Source organism: Corynebacterium sp. LK10 (assembly GCF_008042455.1).
Lineage (GTDB): Bacteria > Actinomycetota > Actinomycetes > Mycobacteriales > Mycobacteriaceae > Corynebacterium > Corynebacterium jeikeium_D.
The window spans coordinates 13,161-32,062 of sequence record NZ_NOVT01000007.1; the positions used below are offsets into that span (position 1 = coordinate 13,161).

The 18,902-nt window shown below is 59.8% G+C and carries 15 protein-coding genes and 1 pseudogene; all 16 read left to right on the forward strand.

The window, feature by feature from the left end; all coding sequences use genetic code 11:
• The first annotated feature begins 7 nt into the window (after window positions 1–7).
• The 16 genes and pseudogenes from tilS (at window position 8) to CHU70_RS03050 (ending at window position 18,902) form a co-directional block, all read left to right on the forward strand.
• The gene (gene tilS, locus CHU70_RS02975) at window positions 8–1,081 is read left to right on the forward strand and encodes a tRNA lysidine(34) synthetase TilS (RefSeq protein WP_232250791.1); all 1,074 of its coding nucleotides are present in this window, start codon (window positions 8–10) and stop codon (window positions 1,079–1,081) included.
• 122 nt (window positions 1,082–1,203) lie between these two features.
• Window positions 1,204–1,788, forward strand: a complete 585-nt coding sequence (gene hpt, locus CHU70_RS02980) for a hypoxanthine phosphoribosyltransferase (protein ID WP_005510094.1) — start codon at window positions 1,204–1,206, stop codon at window positions 1,786–1,788.
• Window positions 1,789–2,057: 269 nt separating this feature from the next.
• Window positions 2,058–4,742 carry an ATP-dependent zinc metalloprotease FtsH gene (gene ftsH / locus CHU70_RS02985; RefSeq protein ID WP_147719465.1) on the forward strand — a complete coding sequence of 895 codons (2,685 nt, stop codon included), beginning with the start codon at window positions 2,058–2,060 and terminating at the stop codon, window positions 4,740–4,742.
• Between the two features lie 9 nt (window positions 4,743–4,751).
• A complete protein-coding gene (gene folE / locus CHU70_RS02990) occupies window positions 4,752–5,327 on the forward strand; it encodes a GTP cyclohydrolase I FolE (protein WP_016421488.1) in 576 nt (191 codons plus the stop codon).
• Between the two features lie 86 nt (window positions 5,328–5,413).
• On the forward strand, window positions 5,414–6,355 hold the full coding sequence (gene folP / locus CHU70_RS02995; RefSeq protein WP_016421487.1) for a dihydropteroate synthase: 942 nt from the start codon (window positions 5,414–5,416) through the stop codon (window positions 6,353–6,355).
• 5 nt (window positions 6,356–6,360) lie between these two features.
• Window positions 6,361–6,765: a dihydroneopterin aldolase gene (folB, locus tag CHU70_RS03000; RefSeq protein WP_016421486.1), complete on the forward strand. Its 405-nt coding sequence runs from the start codon at window positions 6,361–6,363 to the stop codon at window positions 6,763–6,765.
• Window positions 6,762–7,274 (forward strand): 2-amino-4-hydroxy-6-hydroxymethyldihydropteridine diphosphokinase, encoded by a 513-nt coding sequence (folK, locus tag CHU70_RS03005; protein WP_147739752.1) that lies wholly within the window; start codon window positions 6,762–6,764, stop codon window positions 7,272–7,274. The genes folB and folK overlap by 4 nt, the downstream gene beginning before the upstream one ends.
• A gap of 2 nt (window positions 7,275–7,276) precedes the next feature.
• A complete protein-coding gene (locus CHU70_RS03010) occupies window positions 7,277–7,783 on the forward strand; it encodes a DUF3180 domain-containing protein (protein ID WP_147719467.1) in 507 nt (168 codons plus the stop codon).
• Window positions 7,780–9,039 carry a DUF6779 domain-containing protein gene (locus tag CHU70_RS03015; RefSeq protein ID WP_147719468.1) on the forward strand — a complete coding sequence of 420 codons (1,260 nt, stop codon included), beginning with the start codon at window positions 7,780–7,782 and terminating at the stop codon, window positions 9,037–9,039. The genes CHU70_RS03010 and CHU70_RS03015 overlap by 4 nt, the downstream gene beginning before the upstream one ends.
• Before the next feature lie 64 nt (window positions 9,040–9,103).
• On the forward strand, window positions 9,104–10,024 hold the full coding sequence (locus tag CHU70_RS03020; RefSeq protein ID WP_070653291.1) for a Rossmann-like and DUF2520 domain-containing protein: 921 nt from the start codon (window positions 9,104–9,106) through the stop codon (window positions 10,022–10,024).
• 97 nt (window positions 10,025–10,121) lie between these two features.
• A pseudogene (gene panC / locus CHU70_RS03025) lies at window positions 10,122–11,063 on the forward strand (pantoate--beta-alanine ligase); the annotation flags it as partial.
• A 314-nt stretch (window positions 11,064–11,377) separates the two neighbouring features.
• Window positions 11,378–11,800, forward strand: a complete 423-nt coding sequence (gene panD / locus CHU70_RS03030; RefSeq protein WP_016421480.1) for an aspartate 1-decarboxylase — start codon at window positions 11,378–11,380, stop codon at window positions 11,798–11,800.
• 247 nt (window positions 11,801–12,047) lie between these two features.
• On the forward strand, window positions 12,048–14,225 hold the full coding sequence (locus tag CHU70_RS03035; RefSeq protein WP_147739753.1) for a PhoX family phosphatase: 2,178 nt from the start codon (window positions 12,048–12,050) through the stop codon (window positions 14,223–14,225).
• A 50-nt stretch (window positions 14,226–14,275) separates the two neighbouring features.
• Complete coding sequence (gene lysS, locus CHU70_RS03040) at window positions 14,276–15,808, forward strand: lysine--tRNA ligase (RefSeq protein ID WP_016421478.1); 1,533 nt, start codon at window positions 14,276–14,278, stop codon at window positions 15,806–15,808.
• A 71-nt stretch (window positions 15,809–15,879) separates the two neighbouring features.
• Window positions 15,880–17,373 (forward strand): metallophosphoesterase, encoded by a 1,494-nt coding sequence (locus CHU70_RS03045; RefSeq protein WP_016421477.1) that lies wholly within the window; start codon window positions 15,880–15,882, stop codon window positions 17,371–17,373.
• 122 nt (window positions 17,374–17,495) lie between these two features.
• Complete coding sequence (locus tag CHU70_RS03050) at window positions 17,496–18,902, forward strand: acyl-CoA dehydrogenase family protein (protein WP_048731769.1); 1,407 nt, start codon at window positions 17,496–17,498, stop codon at window positions 18,900–18,902.

The window sequence follows — 18,902 nt, forward strand, 5'->3', positions numbered from 1 at the left end:
TTCCACGTTGGCTAGGCCTTTTTGGCCGGACCGCAGCCCTCATTTCCTCATCATTCGGCAAGCTGTCCGCGCGATAGTGCCGCAGGTGGGGCAGGAGTTGGGCGGCGGTATCGTCATTGGGCTTTCCGGCGGTGCGGATTCGCTCGCCCTGACCGCCGGGGCCTGTGCGGAAGCTTTCGGGTCCAAGGGGGCACTGGCCGGCCGCAACGTTCACGCCGTCGTCGTTGATCATCAGCTTCAGCAGGGCTCTGCAGAAGTCGCTGAGCGCGCCGCCCACATAGCTCGGGGGATGGGGGCTACGGCCGAGGTTATCGCGGTCGATATCAATAACGATTCCGACCGCGGTCCCGAATACGAGGCGCGTTTGGCTCGACACCGAGTCCTACGGCAGATCGCCCAATCTCGAGGTGCGGCACTGATGCTCGCCCACACGTTGGACGACCAGGCGGAAACAGTTTTGCTGCGACTGGCCAGAGGGGGCGGCCCGCAGGCGCTGTCCGCTATCCGAGACAATCTCACGTGGTCGGACGGGACTCGGATTCTGCGTCCGCTGCTCGGTGTGCGACGCACCGACACTCAGCGCTGCTGTGAAGAGCTGGGCCTAAAAGTCTGGCATGACCCACACAACCAGGACGACCATTACGCCCGCGTCCGGGTTCGAAAGACGATTCTGCCGCTGCTGGAGCAGGAGCTGGGTCCGGGAGTTGCGGAAAACCTTGCTAAGACCGCGGGGATTGCAGCAGTCGACAATGACTTTTTGGACGCTCACGCTGAGTCGGCTCTGGATGCGCTGCTGGGGGAGGAAGTGGCGTCGGCAAGCGGGAGCCTGTCTGTGCGAGGGGTCGCTGAGCTTGACGACGCCATCGCGGTGCGCGTCCTCGCTCGTTGGTTGAGGCAAGCGGGTGCCGAGCCCAGCAGTAAACAGATCGACATGGTTATGGCGCTCGTGCACCGCTATCACGGCCAGGGGGAAGTGCCGGTGACCCGCGGGCGCGATGGTGCTGACAGAAATGCCAGGTTGGTCGTTGAGCGAAAAGATGGCACTCTACAATTGGTAATGAATCGTCCCGCGGTGTCTTAAGAAAAGGTGCCGCAATCCAACTTTCGGCGGCTGAGAACTATCGGTTGCCTTAACCCTGAACTTGCACTGGGGCAGTTACGCTCCATCGACACGCCGCCATAGAAGTGCGGAAAGGAAATGCGATGCATGATGTGAAGGATTTCAACGTCCCCGCAAACCCCTACGGCGATGAGGTAGAGGCAGTTCTCATTGGCGAAGAGGAGCTGCATGCTCGCATTGCCGAGATGGCGCATCGTGTGAATGAGAAGTACAAGGATGCCGACAGCGATCTGATTCTGGTCGCAGTGCTCAAGGGCGCGGTGTTCTTCCTGACTGACTTCGCCCGTCAGCTCAGCATTCCCAGCCAGATGGAGTTTATGGCGGTTTCCAGTTACGGAAACTCCACCTCGTCGTCAGGCGTGGTGCGTATTTTGAAGGACCTGGATCGCGATATTGAGGGACGCGATGTCGTGATTGTCGAGGACATCATTGACTCCGGCCTGACCCTGTCCTGGTTGATGAAGAACCTGCGCAACCGTAATCCGCGCTCCCTGGAGGTCATTACGCTGTTGCGTAAGCCAGAGGCTGTGCGCACCAGCCTGGATGTTGCGGATGTTGGCTTCGACATTCCGAACGAGTTCGTCATCGGTTACGGCCTGGATTACGCCGAGCGCTACCGCGATTTGCCGTACGTCGGCACGCTTCACCCGCGCGTTTACCAGGGCTAGGTCTGTCTTCGGCGCTTATTGCACAGTGCCGATGCTTGACGACGGGCATTGCGCGCTTACCCTCCCGCAGTTCTAGCTGTCTTCTAGCTGTGAAAAGTAGGAGTTGGAAACTTTTTTCGGTTGCGATGCGTTATGCCTACTGTGGGGTCAGGTGCCATGAGCCCTGGCCCCACGTTGTGTCATTGATGTGTCTTCGAGAAGAACTCGTTGATGCGTACAATTAATAAAAGCAACTAATAGATGTAGAGAGCGAAAAGCGAACCCACTGTATGGACAAGAAAAAGGTGTTCCGGTTTGCCACCGTTGCCGGCATCATCCTGATTATCCTCTTTGCTATTACTCAGCTGGCGGATGATTCCCGGGAATACCGCGAGGTGGATACGTCCGTTGCCCTGACCCAGTTGGATAAGGGCAATGTCACGGAAGCTCAGATTGACGATCGTGAACAGCGAATTCGCCTCACCCTGAAGAAGGGCGTGGAGGTCGAAGGTACTGAGGACGTCACGAAGGTGATGACCAAGTACCCAGCGCGTGCGACCGACCAAGTCTTTGACAAGGTCACCGCCGCCAAGGGTATGGAGAAGTTCGATACCAAGGTCACGCAGGATTCCTTCCTGATGTCCACCTTGGGCTTCCTGCTGCCGATGGTGATCTTCTTCTTCGTCATCATGTACTTCTTCAGCCGCATGCAAGGCGGCAAGAACGGCATGTTCGGCTTTGGTGGCAACCGCGCCAAGCTGCTGAACAAGGAGACCCCGACCAATACGTTCGAGGATGTTGCTGGTGCCGATGAGGCCGTCCAGGAGCTCGACGAGATTAGGGATTTCCTGCAGCACCCAGCTCGCTACGAAGAGCTCGGCGCGAAGATTCCGCGTGGTGTTCTGCTCTACGGTCCTCCCGGTACCGGTAAGACCTTGCTGGCCCGCGCCGTCGCTGGTGAGGCAGGAGTGCCTTTCTACACCATCTCGGGTTCGGACTTCGTTGAAATGTTCGTCGGTGTCGGTGCCTCTCGTGTCCGTGACCTGTTTAATCAGGCCAAGGAAAACAGCCCGTGCATTATCTTCATCGACGAGATTGACGCCGTCGGTCGCCAGCGTGGTGCCGGTATGGGCGGCGGCCATGATGAGCGTGAGCAAACCCTGAACCAGCTGCTGGTGGAGATGGATGGTTTTGGTGATCGTCAGGGTGTGATCATCATGGCTGCGACCAACCGTCCGGATATTCTCGACCCGGCGCTGCTGCGTCCGGGCCGTTTTGACCGACAGATTCCGGTGGGCGCACCAGACCTGAAGGGCCGCGAGGCAATTCTGAAGGTCCACGCCCGGAACAAGCCGCTTGGGCCGGATGCGGATCTGATGTCGCTGGCGAAGCGCACCGCCGGTATGAGCGGTGCTGATCTGCAGAACGTGCTGAATGAAGCTGCGCTGCTGACTGCTCGCGTCAACGGCAACATCATTACTGCGGATGCGTTGGAAGAGGCAGTCGACCGAGTTATCGGCGGTCCGCGCCGTACCTCCAAGGTGATTTCCGAGCAGGAGAAGAAGGTCACCGCCTACCACGAGGGTGGCCACACCCTGGCTGCGTGGGCGCTGAAGGACATTGAGCGTGTTTACAAGGTCACCATCTTGGCTCGCGGTCGCACTGGTGGACATGCGCTGACCGTCCCCGAGGACGACAAGGGCATGTATAACCTGCCAGAGCTCTTTGCCCGTCTGGTCTTCGCCATGGGTGGTCGCGCTGCCGAGGAGCTGGTGTTCGGATTGCCGACTACCGGTGCTTCTGCCGATATCGAGCAGGCCACCAAGATTGCTCGCGCCATGGTGACCGAGTACGGCATGTCGCCGGAGCTCGGCCCGGTGAAGTACGGGGAGGAGCAGGGCGACCCGTTCGTCGGCCGCGGTGGCAGCGGCTCTCTGGACTACTCTCCGGAGGTGGCAGCAACCATTGATCAGCAGGTTCGTTTGCTGATCAATAAGGCTCATGATGAGGCCTACGCCATCTTGAAGGAAAACCGCGACACTCTCGATGTTCTGGCTGAGAAACTGCTGGAGAAGGAGACCCTGCGTCGTCCGGATCTGGAAGTTATCTTCACCGATGTCGTTCCGCGTGAGCGCCTGAACTTCTTCGATAGCGACACCAAGCACCCGGCCGATGGCCGCGAACCGGTGAAGACCCCGGTGGAGTTGGCAATCGAGCGCGGCGAGGAACCACCGAAGCGTGTCAACATCTTCGCGCCGGTGCGTCGCCGCGAACCGGAGAACCAGGACGCGGGCAACAACGGCAATGATCAGGGACCGGCAGGCTCCGCTGGTGCCGGTAATGCTAGTGTCCCGGGTCTGCCGGGCACCCAGCAGGACCGACCGAATGTTCCGGTGTACGGCGGCACCCCACCGCCGGCTGGTTGGACCGCCCCAGGTTGGCCGCCGAAGGATACCGGCAGCACGCACAGTTCGGCTCCCGCACCGGCACCGGCACCGGCACCGGCGCCGGCTCCTCGCCCGGAGGGGCAGAGCCAGCCGGGTTCGCAGGAAGGTCAGGGCAATGCGCGTGGCCAGCACCCGGGCACTGCTAACTACCCGGCAGGCTCGCCGGACTTCGGCTCGAAGGCAACCGGTACTGGTAGCAGCGGTGGCAACGGCCCCGCGAATATCCCTGCCCCTCCGAAGATGCCGTGGGATAGGCAGGGTGGACGTCACCGCCAGGACAACTCTGGCAGCGATGCCACCCCGACTACGGTGATGCCGTCGGCAGGACAACAGCAGGAGCTGCGCGGATTCCGCCTGCCGGATAACGAGCAGCCGGAATACACAGAACGTCCGGAAAACGCGAAGAACGCCGACAACTCCGATGACAAGGGTGCACAGATGCACGATTCGGATAAGGACGGCGTCGTCAAGCGAAACGAAGACAACAGCGCCTGGCAGGACAAGCCGGACACCAACGAGGAGCGATAAGTACACATCATGGAGCGCGAATTCGATCAGGGGCGGGCCGAGGCTGCGGTGCGTGAACTGTTGATTGCCGTCGGTGAGGATCCCGACAGGGAAGGCCTGAAAGAGACACCGGCGCGAGTGGCGCGAGCCTACCGTGAGGTTTTCGCGGGCCTGTTTGAAGATCCGTCTGAGGTGCTGGCAAAGACCTTCAACGAGGATCACCAGGAACTCGTTTTGGTCAAGGACATCCCGATTTACTCCACCTGTGAGCATCACTTGGTGCCGTTCTTCGGCGTTGCCCACATTGGCTACATCCCGGGCAAGGACGGTCGCGTGACGGGCTTGTCCAAGCTCGCTCGTCTAGTCGATGGCTATGCGAAGCGCCCGCAGGTGCAGGAGCGGCTGACCAGTCAGGTTGCGGATGCCTTGGTGGAGCGGCTGGATCCGGCCTCGGCGATCGTCGTCATTGAAGCGGAGCATCTCTGCATGGCCATGCGCGGTATCCGCAAACCGGGTGCGCGCACGGTGACCTCAGCCGTCCGCGGTGGCTTCAAGACGGATGCCCGTTCGCGCGCAGAGGCAATGGCGCTCATCCGCAAGAGCTAACGCAACAGTTAAATGGTCGATTGGAAAGGCTGGACAACAAGGTGACTGAATCCCCCTTGCAAGCGCAGGCAGGACAGCCGGCGGAGATGGGTATCGAGAATCAGCTCTGCAAAGTGATGGGCATTGTCAACGTCACCGAGGACAGCTTTTCCGATGGCGGCCTGTACAAGACCTTCGACGCGGCGATTGCCCATGCGCACGAGCTGCTCGCTGAAGGCGCACATATTCTCGACATCGGTGGCGAGTCCACTCGCCCCGGCGCACACCGCGTTTCCGAGGATGAGGAAATTGCCCGAGTCGTACCGGTGGTCCGTGAGCTCGCGGCAGACGGGCACCTGATCAGCGTCGATACTATGCGCGCAAGTGTCGCAGAGGCAGCAATCGCCGAGGGCGCGGTGTTCATCAACGATGTCTCTGGCGGTCTCGCAGACCCCAACATGTACGCAGTCTGCGCCGATGCCGATGTGCCCATCTGCCTGATGCACTGGAAGACCGATCGCTTCGGCTCCGCTTCTGGACGCGCCGAAACTCACCCGGACGGCATTGTCGCCGATGTCCGTGAGCACCTGCTTCAGCTTGTCGACGGTGCCATGGGCGCCGGCATCGTCGAGGAAAATATTGTCCTGGATCCAGGCCTGGGCTTTGCCAAAAACGCCGATGACAATTGGGCGCTCCTCCACGGCCTGCCGGAGCTTATTGACCTCGGTTTCCCCGTATTGGTCGGTGCCTCCCGCAAGCGTTTCGCCGCCGCCGTCGGCAGTGAGGCTCGCGCGCCAAAGCAGGCTGATGCTGCGACTACCGCAATTTCCGCGCTGTCCGCAGCGGCGGGCGCATGGGCGGTTCGAGTTCACAATGTGGCCGACAACCTCGACGCAGTGCGGGTGGCGCAGGCATGGAACCTTGGCCGCTCACTGACCGGTTACACCGCGGCCGGCGACTATCCGGAAGGTGGCTCTAACCGCGCTGCACAGCACGATGAGTCTCCTGCTGAATCGCCAGCCGAGGCGGCTCTGGAAGGAGACGAGTAGAAACAGTGGCTGATCGCATTGAACTCAAAGGTCTGAAAGCCCGCGGCTACCACGGCTGTCTCGACTTCGAGCGCCGCGATGGCCAGGACTTCATCTGTGATGTCACCCTGTGGTTGGATTTCTCCGGTGCCGCTGCCAGCGACGAGCTGGACGACACCGTCAACTACGCCGACATCGCAGCCACAGCGCACGGAATTTTGACCGGCACTCCGCGCAACCTCATCGAAACCGTCGCGACCGAGATTGCCGAAGCAGTGCTTGCCGACGACGATGGCCGCGCCGAACGCGGATTGTCCCCACTGTTACATGCGGTGGAAGTAACCATTCACAAACCGCATGCGCCCATTCCGCTCGACTTTGATGACGCTGCGGTAACAGCCCGCCGTTCGCGGAAGAAGCGGTTGGCATGATTCGCGCCGTTCTTTCTATCGGCGCGAACATGGACCGCGCGCGAGAAAACCTAACTGGTGTGCAGGCCTTCTTCGCCGATGAATTGGTCGCAGCCTCAAAAATTTATGCCACCCCACCTTGGGGTGGGGTAGAGCAGGGTGACTTCCTCAATGCCGTGCTCATTGTCGATACGTCCCGGACACCAATGGAGCTGCTGGAAGCTGGTTGGAAACTGGAAAATGACGCTGGTCGAGTGCGCGAAATTCACTGGGGGCCACGGGCGCTCGACGTGGACATTGTGCAGGTCATCGACAAGGACACCGGCGAGGAGATCATCTCTGACGATTCGACTCTGACCCTGCCACATCCGTGGGCAACCGAGCGTGCCTTTGTACTGGTGCCGTGGCTCGATGCCGACCCGGATGCCGAATTGGAGGGAGTTCGGGTCGCGGAACTCGTCGATAAGCTGGCACCTGAAGACGTAAACGCAGTGCGTCTAGCAGACAGCGCGGATGGAGAAGAGGCCTAGAGATGAAACCGACCTCACCGATTACGTTGGCTGCATCTGCGCTGGTTCTCGCGCTGGCGTCATGGATGATCCTGGCACAGTTTTTCGGTGCGCTCGGACCGCGAAGTTGGTGGGACCTGGGGTTTCCCTGGTTGCTCACAGCTGTCTGTGTGGCGGCAGCGCGGTGGATTAAGTCGGTGCTGAAAGAGGGGAAGGTCGGGCAGGATCGCAGCCAGGTGCAGCCGTTAACGTTGTCGCGATGGTTGGTGGTCGGTACGGCATCCGCGTGGTTGGGTGCGATTCTCGGAGGACTGTACGCCGGTGGCGTGCTGTGGGCCGTGCCGAAGTGGACGGAGCTTGCGGCCGCACAGGCCGACGGGCCGATCATGATTGTCGGCACAGTATCCAGCATTTTGCTCGCTGCGGCGGGGCTGTGGCTGGAAAAAGTTTGCCAATTGCCAACTGATGGCGAAAATTCTTCGCCTCCTAGCGGGGAAATGGGAACTAACTCGGTAGGGTGGGAGTTATGACTGACCTCTCCAACGCCGGTAATGACCCGAAGCGCTCGGGTGATGCCGCATATTTTCAGAGCGACGCGGCAGCTACTTCGTCGGATATGGCCGAGTCTCCGTCTCCGTCGCCTTCTTCAGCCTTCGAAAGCTACTCCGCTGGGGCTAACTCCGGGGCTGATGCGGCATATGCAGATGAGCAGAGCAATGATGTGACGAAATTCAGTTCTACCGATGGTATGACGGAGAAAACCGCCGTCATTCTCATGGTTGTGCTGCTGGTGCTCGCGGTGATTGCCAGTATCGTCATGCTCTTTGCCACCTCTGCCGGGTGGATGAAGGTTGCCGTGCTGCTGGCGTTGTGGTCGGCAGTTATCGGGGCTGTGCTGGTGACTCGATACCGCAAGACCATTGCGCTGGAGCGCAAGCGGTTGGAGACAATCGAGGAGCTGCACAAGGTGGAGCTTGACCGCGAGCTGGCTACTCACCGTGAGCAGGAACTGATTCTCGAGCAGAACTACTTGGATTCGCTTGAGGGCAACAATGATGACAACATTGCGGCGCTACGCGCTGAGGTCTTTGCACTGCGTGCCCAGCTTGCTGAGTTCATGGGGGAGGATTTCGACGACGAGCAAGTTGCTCTTCGCGCCCAGGCCGAGCGTCTGCGTGAGCTCGACTCGCCACATCAGGTCTCGCCGATGAAGGATCCGACCGGTCACGACCGGCCGACACCACGCGCGACTTCCCACCGCGCTGAGATGACCGCTAACGGCACTGTCGGCGCTCATACCCAGCACGGCGGCACTGGCTCCACTTCCTCCGCTTCGCCGGTTGAAGATGCCGAGGCCACCGACATGCGCCGTACATTCTCGCCGTCTGGCCAGCCGGTTGACGTCCACGAAGTCGCCGATTCCAAGGATGACGAAACCGTTTCCAAGGAGAAATTCTCCACTAACTCTTTCCGCGCCATCAACTGGCAGGAAACTCCGGCGGAGGATGCCGCAGAGGATGAATCTCAGGGCGGCGCTCACGAGGCACACGGTGCACGCCACCCATTCGCTGCACCGGAATCGGACGATGCCTCGGACTCTCCGACTCGCCAGCTGCAGGCCATTCGCGATGAGGACCTTGCAGAAGAGTCAGCTCAAAAAACGGCGCAAGAGCCTGCAAGCCACGGTCGGCGCCGTGCTGAGGACAACAAGGGCAGCCTCACTGTCGCCGAGCTGATGGCGCAGATGCGCAAGAAGAGGGAGCAGCGCGAGGACGAAGAAGCCTAGCCGCCAGCTGCGTATGCGCGGCCTACTCACCGCACATAGCTGGTTTGGTCTAACCTAGTCAGTCATGACGCAAAGCCAGCATGATTCCCATCCCCATCGGACAACCGCTCCGCGGTTGACGGTGGGGATTATTTCTGCCGGAAAAGTCGGGGTTGCGCTCGGCCAAGCGCTAGAGCGCTGTGGGCATCGTGTCACCCATGTGGTCGCGCGCTCACCAGAATCGGTCACACGAGCACATCTACGCCTCCCGAACGCCCAGGTCAGTAGCATTGCCGACACAGCTTCCACCTGCGAGCTCATCGTCATCGCCGTGCCGGATCGCGCCATCGCCGAGGTTGCCGAGGAAGTTGCCCGCCACGTCGGCCCCGGACGCATCGTCATGCATACTTCTGGATCCCTCGGGCGTGCCGTGCTCGATCCGGTCGCGCTCACCGGCGCGCTGACCATCGCAGCCCATCCCGCAATGACGTTCGCAGGGCTTGACGACGACTCCGAGCTTCTGACCGGTTGCCCATGGGGCATCACGGTTGGGGATGAGCTCGCGAAAACAGTCAGTGAACTGCTCATTGGTGAACTCGGTGGTCGTCCGGTGTTCATCAACGAACGGCACCGCGGCCTCTATCACGCGGCTATGGCCCACGGCTCAAACGGTCTCGGCGCAGTTGTGGTCGATGCAGTAGAAATGCTGGCAACCACTATCGGCGGAGATGCGGCAGCCGAAGACACCGACCTAGCTGAACTGCGTCGAGGCCAGGCCGCCGAACTGCTCCGACCACTGCTTGAAGCTTCATTGGACAATGCCTTGAGGTGGGGTTCCCGGGGGCTGACCGGCCCGGTGACGCGGGACGACCTTGGAACCGTCGTCAAGCATGAACGCGAAATTGAAGCGGTGGCGCCGGAAATGGGAACCGCCTACCTGGCTCTTGCCGAGCGCATCGCCGAGCTGCGCGGCGCCAACGAAGTTTTGCGGTACCTGCGCCGATGAGCTGAGCGGGCTGGTTGTTCTGGTCATCCGGGATGTGGCGTAAGGTATTGCCGTCGGACGAAAAGTTTGGTCCGGTAGATCTGAACGCGGAGGAAACATGACGGGGTATACCGCCGGAGAGACAACTGTTCACAGGACTATTGCGGGAATCGCGCAGGTCACCCGTGCGTTGCGGAAGACCGGGCGGCCGGTGGTGCTCGTACCTACGATGGGTGCGCTACACCAGGGGCACCTTGAACTAGTACAGGCCGCGAAGACACTGCCGCGCGCTGTTGTGGTGGTGTCGATTTTCGTCAATCCGCTGCAGTTCGGTGAGGGGGAGGACTTTGATGCCTACCCGCGGACTCTGGATGAAGACGTGGAGAAGCTCCGCGCTGTCGGTGCTGAGCTGGTCTTTGCGCCGAACGCGAAGGAGATGTACCCCAACGGTTTCCGCACGACCGTGCAGCCGGGGCCGCTGGCTACTGAGCTCGAAGGTGCTACTCGCCCGGGGCACTTCGCCGGTGCGTTGACAGTGGTTAACAAGCTTTTCAACATCACCAACTGCACTGATGCCGTTTTTGGTGAGAAGGACTACCAGCAGCTGTGCCTGATGCAGCAGATGGTCACTGACCTGAATATGCCGGTGCAGCTGCACGGTGTGCCAGTGATTCGCGAGGCCGATGGGCTGGCTATGAGCTCCCGCAACCGCTATCTTTCCGAGGAGCAGCGCAATCTCGCAGTAACCCTGTCCGCTGCGCTGACTGCCGGCGCTTTTGTCGCGGACCGTGGTGCGGATGCTGTGCTGGAAACCGCGCGTGGCGTGCTCGCCAGCCAGCCTGAGGTCGAGTTGGATTATTTGGAGCTGCGTGACGCTGCGCTCGCCCCGCTTTCCGACGAGGTGTTGCGCGGCGACGGCCAGGAGACTGAAGCTCGCCTACTGGTTGCTGCGAAGGTCGGCACTACTCGTCTCATTGATAATGTTGGCTTGATTCTGGGTGCGCCGCGCCCGGATTCGGCAAACGGTTTCGGTCAGCTCGGGCAGAAGGACGCCGAAATTGCGTCAGCGGCCCTGTCGGCTGCGGGGCTGGACGGCGAGCTGACTGAGCAAGAGGCTGCTGAGTTGGCTGAGCTGCAGGAAAAGGTCCGCGCTGCTCGGGATGCCCGCCTGAAAGATGAGTCCAGCAAAGAAAACCTGAAGAACGCCGGCTTTGGCGTTGAGCAGGACAGCGAGTAGGACGGCTTTTCGAAGTAGTTTTTCGTGGCTGGGAAGTTGTCGTATTATAGTGTGCCGACTAACAACCTGCCACGCTAAGGGGTGCCGCGGTAGGCAAGCATCCAGGGGACGAATCCAGGAAGGGACCTACCTTTTTCATGTTTCGCACTATGTTGAAGTCCAAGATTCACCGTGCCACGGTGACTCAGGCTGATCTTCACTACGTTGGATCGTGCACGATTGACGCTGATTTGATGGAAGCGGCCGACCTGCTTGAAGGTGAAGCCGTCGACATCGTCGATATCAATAATGGCAACCGGCTTACTACTTACTGCATTACCGGAGAGCGCGGCTCGGGCATCATTTCTATCAATGGTGCCGCCGCTCGTCTGATATCGCCGGGTGATCTGGTTATTATCATCGGCTACGGAATGATGGATGACGCTGAGGCGCGTACGTACAAGCCGAATGTCATCTTCGTCGATGAGGACAACAAGATTCTGGAAAGTGGCAATGACCCGGCGGATGTGCCGGAGGGTTCTGATTTGAAGAATCCGCGTAGCCCGGAGAACCAGGGCTAGTCCACGTAGCCCGCAGAGCTGGGGCTCGACTGCGTAGTTGGAGAGAAGAGTCGAGCCGGAGAACCGCAACACCAGGGTGTTCACTTTGCGTTAAAGCGCAAGTCATTAGACCGTCAGCTAAAGCTCATTGGCGAGTTGATTTTTAGAAACCGAAAGGTAACGCAACGTCCTTAGCTTCTTAGAGGATCTAAAAGTTTTAGTTTTCCATTTCCTCACCTAGTCGAAGCTATACAAAGGCGGTCTCCCCGTGGTTCGTATTGGCAAGAATCTGCTGACAAATCCTTTTGCTACCTCTCGCAGCTCTCTGACCTGCACTTACAAGTGTGGTAATGCCTGTGCTGACGATGCTCCGAACGAGTTCTCGGACAACCAGTACTTCGGTGATGTTGCGAAGGAGGCGTTCTCCCAGCGCGCATTCTCCCGTCGCGCGGCACTGAAGGTCACTGGTGCTAGTGCTCTTGCGGTCGGCGGTGGCGCCGTGCTGGCCGCTTGCTCCTCTGATGATTCGGGCAGCGCCGCAGGTGGCTCCGACGCCTCCGGTACCGCTGCTGCCGGTGACGGTAGCAAGGACGAATCGCCGGAGGGTATGCGTTTCGAAGCCGTCAAGCCGAACACGGAAGACGCAGTCGTTATCCCGGACGGCTACGAGCAGAATGTTCTGATTCGCTGGGGCGACCCAATCCACGAGGGTGGCCCGGAGTTCGACTTTGACAAGCAGACTCCGGAAAACCAGCTGAAGCAGTTCGGCTTCAACAATGACTTCGCTGGCCTGATTAAGGCTGAAGACGGCACACTGCTGTACGTTTGCTCGCACGAGTACACCACCGAGCCGATGATGTTCCGTGCCTACAAGAAAGAAGATGCCACTAAGGAGCAGGTCGACATCGGACTGGCTGCCCACGGCCAGACCATCCTTGCTGTGGAAGAGGATGACAAGGGATTCCTGAAGCCAATTCTCAGCGACAAGCGTAACCGTCGCATCACTGGCTTCACCGAATTCACAGTTGACGGCCCGGCTGCTGGTCACGATCTGCTGAAGACCAAGGCTGACCCGACCGGTATGAAGGTCGAGGGAACTTTGAACAACTGCTCCGGTGGTGTTACTCCGTGGGGTACCTACCTGTCCGGTGAGGAGAACGTTGACCAGTACTTCGGCAACGTTGGCAAGCTCAAGGACGAGGACGCAGTTAAGAAGCTCAAGCGCTACTCGGTCAAGAATGAAGAGCTGTCCGACCGCGCGTGGGAGAAGTACTACGACCGCTTCGATGTCTCCAAGGAGCCGAACGAGCCGAACCGCTTCTTCTGGCTGGTAGAGATTGACCCATCTGACCCGAACTCCACCCCGGTCAAGCACACCGCAGTGGGCCGTTTCAAGCATGAAGCCGGTCAGATTTACGTCACCGACGACGGCACGGTCGTGTGCTACTCCGGCGACGACGAGCGTTTCGAATACATCTACAAGTTCGTCTCCTCCCGCAAGATTAAGGAGGGGGACCTCAAGCACAACATGGGCATTCTGTCCGAGGGCACTCTCTACGTCGGTAAGTTCAACGGTAATTCCGAGTCCGAGATTGACGGCTCCGGTGAGCTGCCGAAGGACGGCCGTTTCGACGGTGACATTGAGTGGCTTCCGCTGATGACCGCCAAGGCAGACGGCAAGCACGAGTCCCACGTTGATGGCATGACCGCCGAAGAGGTCTGCATCTACACCCGCATCGCCGGTGACAAGGTCGGTGCGACCCGTATGGACCGCTCGGAGGATATCGAGCCGTCTCCGAAGACCGGTAAGGTCTACGCGGCGCTGACCAACAACAAGTACCGCGGTAAGGCGGGCGCGAAGGACGACAAGGGCAAGGAACGCAAGGATGGTGCAGGGCGCCCGCTTGCCGACGCCGTCGAGGTCGCACCAATCACCGAGAACAAGAATGGCCTTGTTCTGGAGATGGAAGATGACCACGCCGGTACCAAGGGCAAGTGGAACCTCCTGCTGGTCTGTGGTGACCCGAACGAGGCTTACACCTACTTCGGTGGCTTCGACAAGGAATCGGTCTCGCCAATTTCCTGCCCGGACAACGTCGCCTTTGACGAGTACGGCAACCTGTGGGTTTCCACCGACGGCAACGCGCTGGACTCCAACGACGGCCTTTTCGCCGTTGCCGTCGAAGGCGAGCGTCGTGGTGAGACCAAGTGCTTCCTGACTGTTCCGGTTGCTGCAGAGACCTGTGGTCCGCAGATCTTCTCCAACCGCGTGATGGTCAACGTCCAGCACCCGGGCGAAATCGAGACGGATCAGGGTCATCCAGTCGGCGACAACCCGGACCCGACCACCAACCCGACCTCGCACTGGCCGGACGGCGGCAAGGAGCAGCCACGCCCGGCCGTCGTTCAGGTTGTACGCACTGATGGCAAGAAGATTGGCGTCTAAAGGGCACTCAACTAGCAGGTCGGCGGTGTAGTCGGCTAACCTTTATAGCCGTGACTGACGCGAAGAAGACCCCTGAAAACACCGCCACCGTTCCTGAGCAGCTGCGCATTCGCCGCGAGAAGCGTGACCGCCTGCTCGAGGCTGGAATTCAGCCGTACCCGGTTGAGGTTCCCCGTACTCACTCTCTCAAGGATGTCCGTGAAGAGTGGGGCCACCTCGAGGCTGGCGAGGAGACTCAGGATGTCGTGACCGTCATTGGTCGTGTCATGTTTATTCGTAACACCGGCAAGCTCTGCTTTGCCGCTCTGCAGGAGGGTGACGGCACGACCCTGCAGGCCATGCTTTCCAAGGCTGAGGTCGGCGAGGACGCCCTGGCTGCTTGGAAGTCGGACGTAGATATGGGCGACTTCGTCCTCATTACTGGCCGCGTAATTTCTTCGCGCCGCGGCGAGTTGTCTGTGATGGCTACCGAGTGGCAGATGGCCTCGAAGGCTCTGCGTCCGCTGCCGGTGTCGTTCGCTGATCTGTCCGAGGACAGCCGCGTGCGTCACCGCTACACGGACCTGATTATGCGTGAGCAGGCTCGTACTAACGCACTGACTCGCATCAAGGTCATCCGCGAGCTGCGCCACGCACTTGAGCGTCGCGGTTTCCTCGAGGTCGAAACCCCGATGCTGCAGACTCTGCACGGCGGTGCAGCTGCACGTCCGTTCGTGACTCATTCCAACGCTTTGGACATCGATCTCTACCTGCGTATCGCGCCGGAGCTTTTCCTCAAGCGCTGCGTCGTCGGCGGTATGGAGCGAGTCTTTGAGATCAACCGTAACTTCCGCAACGAGGGTATCGACTCCTCGCACAGCCCGGAGTTCGCGATGCTGGAGTACTACGAGGCATTCGGCACCTACGATGACTCCGCCCGCACCGTCCGCGAGGTCATTCAGGAAATCTGCGTCGCGGTCTTCGGTTCGACGACTGTTACGCTTGCCGACGGTACGGAGTTCGACTTTGGCGGCGAGTGGAAGCAGATTGAGATGTACCCGTCGCTGAACGAGGCACTTGCTCGCAAGTTCCCTGGTCAGCCGGAAGTCACTATTGACTCGACCGTCGAGGAGCTCAAGGCAATCGCCGATGTGATTGGCCTTGAGGTTCCGGAGAAGGGCGGCTGGGGCCACGGCAAGCTGGTTGAGGAAATCTGGGAGCTGCTCTGTGAAGACCAGCTCGACGGTCCTATCTTTGTCCGCGACTTCCCGGTCGAGACCTCTCCGCTGACTCGTCAGCACCGCTCCAAGCCTGGCGTGACCGAGAAGTGGGATCTTTACGTCCGTGGCTTCGAGCTGGCTACCGGCTACTCCGAGCTGGTTGACCCGGTTGTCCAGCGTGAGCGCTTTGAGGATCAGGCGCGACTGGCCGCTGGCGGCGACGACGAGGCCATGGTTCTGGATGAGGACTTCCTGCACGCAATGGAGCAGGGCATGCCGCCGACGACCGGTGTGGGCATGGGCATTGACCGCCTGCTGATGGCCCTGACCGGCCTTGGCATTCGCGAAACCGTGCTGTTCCCGATCGTGAAGCCGGAAGCGTAAGCGACTGAATTCATGTGTAGTTATCCCGGTGTTATCACCGGGATTATTTTTATCCCGTAATTTCTTCACCCGTGAATTCGGTAAATGGGAATAAGAAAATTGATCGGCGATCCGTATTGCGCTTGGGAGCAGTAGCGGGTGCGGGGGCTGTAGCGGTTGCCGTCAATAGCGTCGGGACGCGAGCAGTTGCATCGGCGGCCCCGAACCAGTCGCCGTTTCCATTCACCGGGTTGACCAGCGGCCTTGTTGTGACGGACCTGGAAGTCGTGACCGTGACCGATACGTCGGTGACATTTTCGTGGGCGACGTATGCAGGCCCACATCCAGCGTGGGGGAAGCTGGCTCCACTGGCGCCGGCCGACACTGAAGTTGCGCTAGTGCCAGTCGATGCCGATGAGGGCGGCGAGCTACCCGTGGTACATAAGGACGAGACGCAGGTTGGCTACCACTTTGTGACCGTCGATAAGCTGCGCCCTGGAACCACGTACCGTTTCGAATGTCGATCGAATGGACTGGTCGCCGAGCCGGGATTAATTACCCGAAACCTCCCCAATGCACCCGAGCAAACTGGACAGTTCACGACGTTGGTCGCTCCGGAAGGGGAGTACCTGACCACGATTGCCATCCTTAATGACGCGCATATTGGCGAAAATGGGCACGGTATTATCACCGGCGATTTCCCCGCTCCTATCTTTTCTGAACCGGGTGCCGCGCCGTATCCCGAGGTCATGCTGACGGCTGCGCTCGCCGAGCTGCGGGGGATGGGGATTGAAAAGGTTTTCGTCAACGGTGATGCCACGTCGGAAGCACGTCCGGCGGAGGTGCGTCGATTTGCCGAGATTATGAATACTTTTGGTGCTCAGGAGCGGCAGTGGTTTGTCACCCGCGGCAATCATGATCGTCCGCATAAGCCGGATGCCGATCCATCTGCTGGCTACGACGAATTCCCGGTTTTGGAGGGTACCGAGAATCATCGCGATCCCTTCGGTGTTCTCCTGGGGCGTCCGCGGCAGGAACTGTGGGTCACTCAGCAGGGGCCGGTCCGTGTCATAGGGCTGGATTCATCGAAGTTGGATGAGTCCGGCGGCGAAATTAGCCCGGAACAGTTCGATGCACTGGAGCGGGAATTGCAGCGTGACCCCAGTAAGCCGACAGTTGTGCTGGCTCATCACCCAATTACCTCCGAGGCTGGTTGGACACATGCTGCCGGGCCCACCTTCATTCTCAACAGCGCTGATGCACGACGCTTGCAGCAGATGCTTAACGACGCTCCGGGTGTATTCTTTGCGGGGGCAGGTCACACCCACCGTGCAAAGCGTACTCGCGGTGATGTTGGGGCCGGCGTTGATTATTTGGAGACCGGCGCGTGCAAAGCATACCCCGGTGGCTACACACTGCTGCATGTCTACTCCGGTGGCTACCAGGTTAACTTTCACCGTTTGAGCAGCGAAGATGCGCTTGCGTGGACTGCGCGTGCCCGTTGGGCGATGTACGGTTTCGAGCCCGAGGCTCTGCTTGGTGAGCTCTCTGATCGCAACTACGTTGTTAACCGCGTTATCGCCTGACAAGTTAGAAGCCTGAAAGTTTTCTGTTACTTGGCAATGTTTTTTCAATTCTTGTGACAACGGTCACGTGATTGTTTTATTGTTATGCCAGTAATAGTTCTGACTCGAAAGGCCATGATCACATGAGCGAGAAGAAGAACCGCGAAGATTCGACTGTCGGCCGCAATAACCCTGGTCGCGACGCTATCGGAGCGGCAATGCGGTTCATCACGTCGATTACTGGTTCGGACTTCGCCCAGAAGTACGACCTTCAGCCAAAGATCGACCGCGTGGTGTACCAGTCCACCAAGTCCGGTTTTAAGACCCTTGGTGCCGCGAACCGTCAGTTTAAGAAGATTTCCGGTTCCGGTAAGCCGGAGCGTCCGGCTGAGGAAGCCCAGGCTGCACAGGAGGCCGCAGCCGAGGAGAAGGCAAAGAAGCTCTTCGACCTCACCCCGACCGAGGATCAGCAGATGATCGTCGAGACGGTTAAGGAGTTTGCTGAGTCGCGCTTGCGCGAGGCTGCTTACAAGTCCGACCACGAGGCAACTCCCCCGGAGAATCTCGTCTCTGAGGCTTCTGAGCTGGGCGTCACTATGATCAACGTCCCGGAGGCTTTCGAGGGCATCGCTACCGGCGAGGACGTCACCACCAACGCGCTGGTCGCGGAGGCTCTGTCCTACGGTGACATGGGTCTGGCTCTGGCAGTGCTGGCTCCGGCCGGTGTCGCTGCCACCCTGACCGCTCACGGCTCCGACTCGCAGCAGAAGACCTACCTGCCGGCATTCGCTGGCGAGAACGTCCCGGCCGCCGCTGTTGTTCTCGCAGAGCCGCGCCCGCTTTTCGACGCACGCAAGCCTGAAACCACCGCAAAGCGCGAGGGCGATTCGCTGGTCCTCAACGGTGTTAAGTCCTTCGTTCCGAACGCCGGCGCAGCTGAGCTGTTCATCATCGGTGTTGAGCTCGAGGGTAAGCCGGCTCTGGTTATCGTTGAGTCCGACACTGAAGGTCTCCACGTTGAGGCTGACCCGTCCATGGGTCTGCGCGGTGCCGCAATGGGTCGCGTCATCCTGAAGGATGTCAAGGTTCCGGCCGAGAACATTCTCGGCGGCGCTAGCACCTCGGCTGCAGACCGTGAAGAGGCATACCTCGACATTCTGCGTCGTTCCCGCCTCGGCTGGGCAGCTCTTGCAATGGGTACTTCTCAGGCAGTTCTCGACTACGTCATTCCTTACGTCAATGAGCGTCAGGCATTCGGCGAGCCGATTTCCCACCGCCAGGCAGTGGCCTTCATGGTCGCCGACATCAAGATTGAGCTCGATGGTCTCCGCATGATTACTCTCCGCGGTGCTTCCCGCGCTGACCAGGGTCGCGGCTTCGCTCGCGAGGCAGCTCTGGCTAAGACCTTCGCCACTGAAAAGGGTATGAAGATTGGTTCCGACGGTGTGCAGCTGCTCGGTGGCCACGGCTTCACCAAGGAGCACCCGGTTGAGCGTTGGTACCGTGACCTCCGCGCAATTGGTGTCGCCGAAGGCATCGTCGTTCTGTAA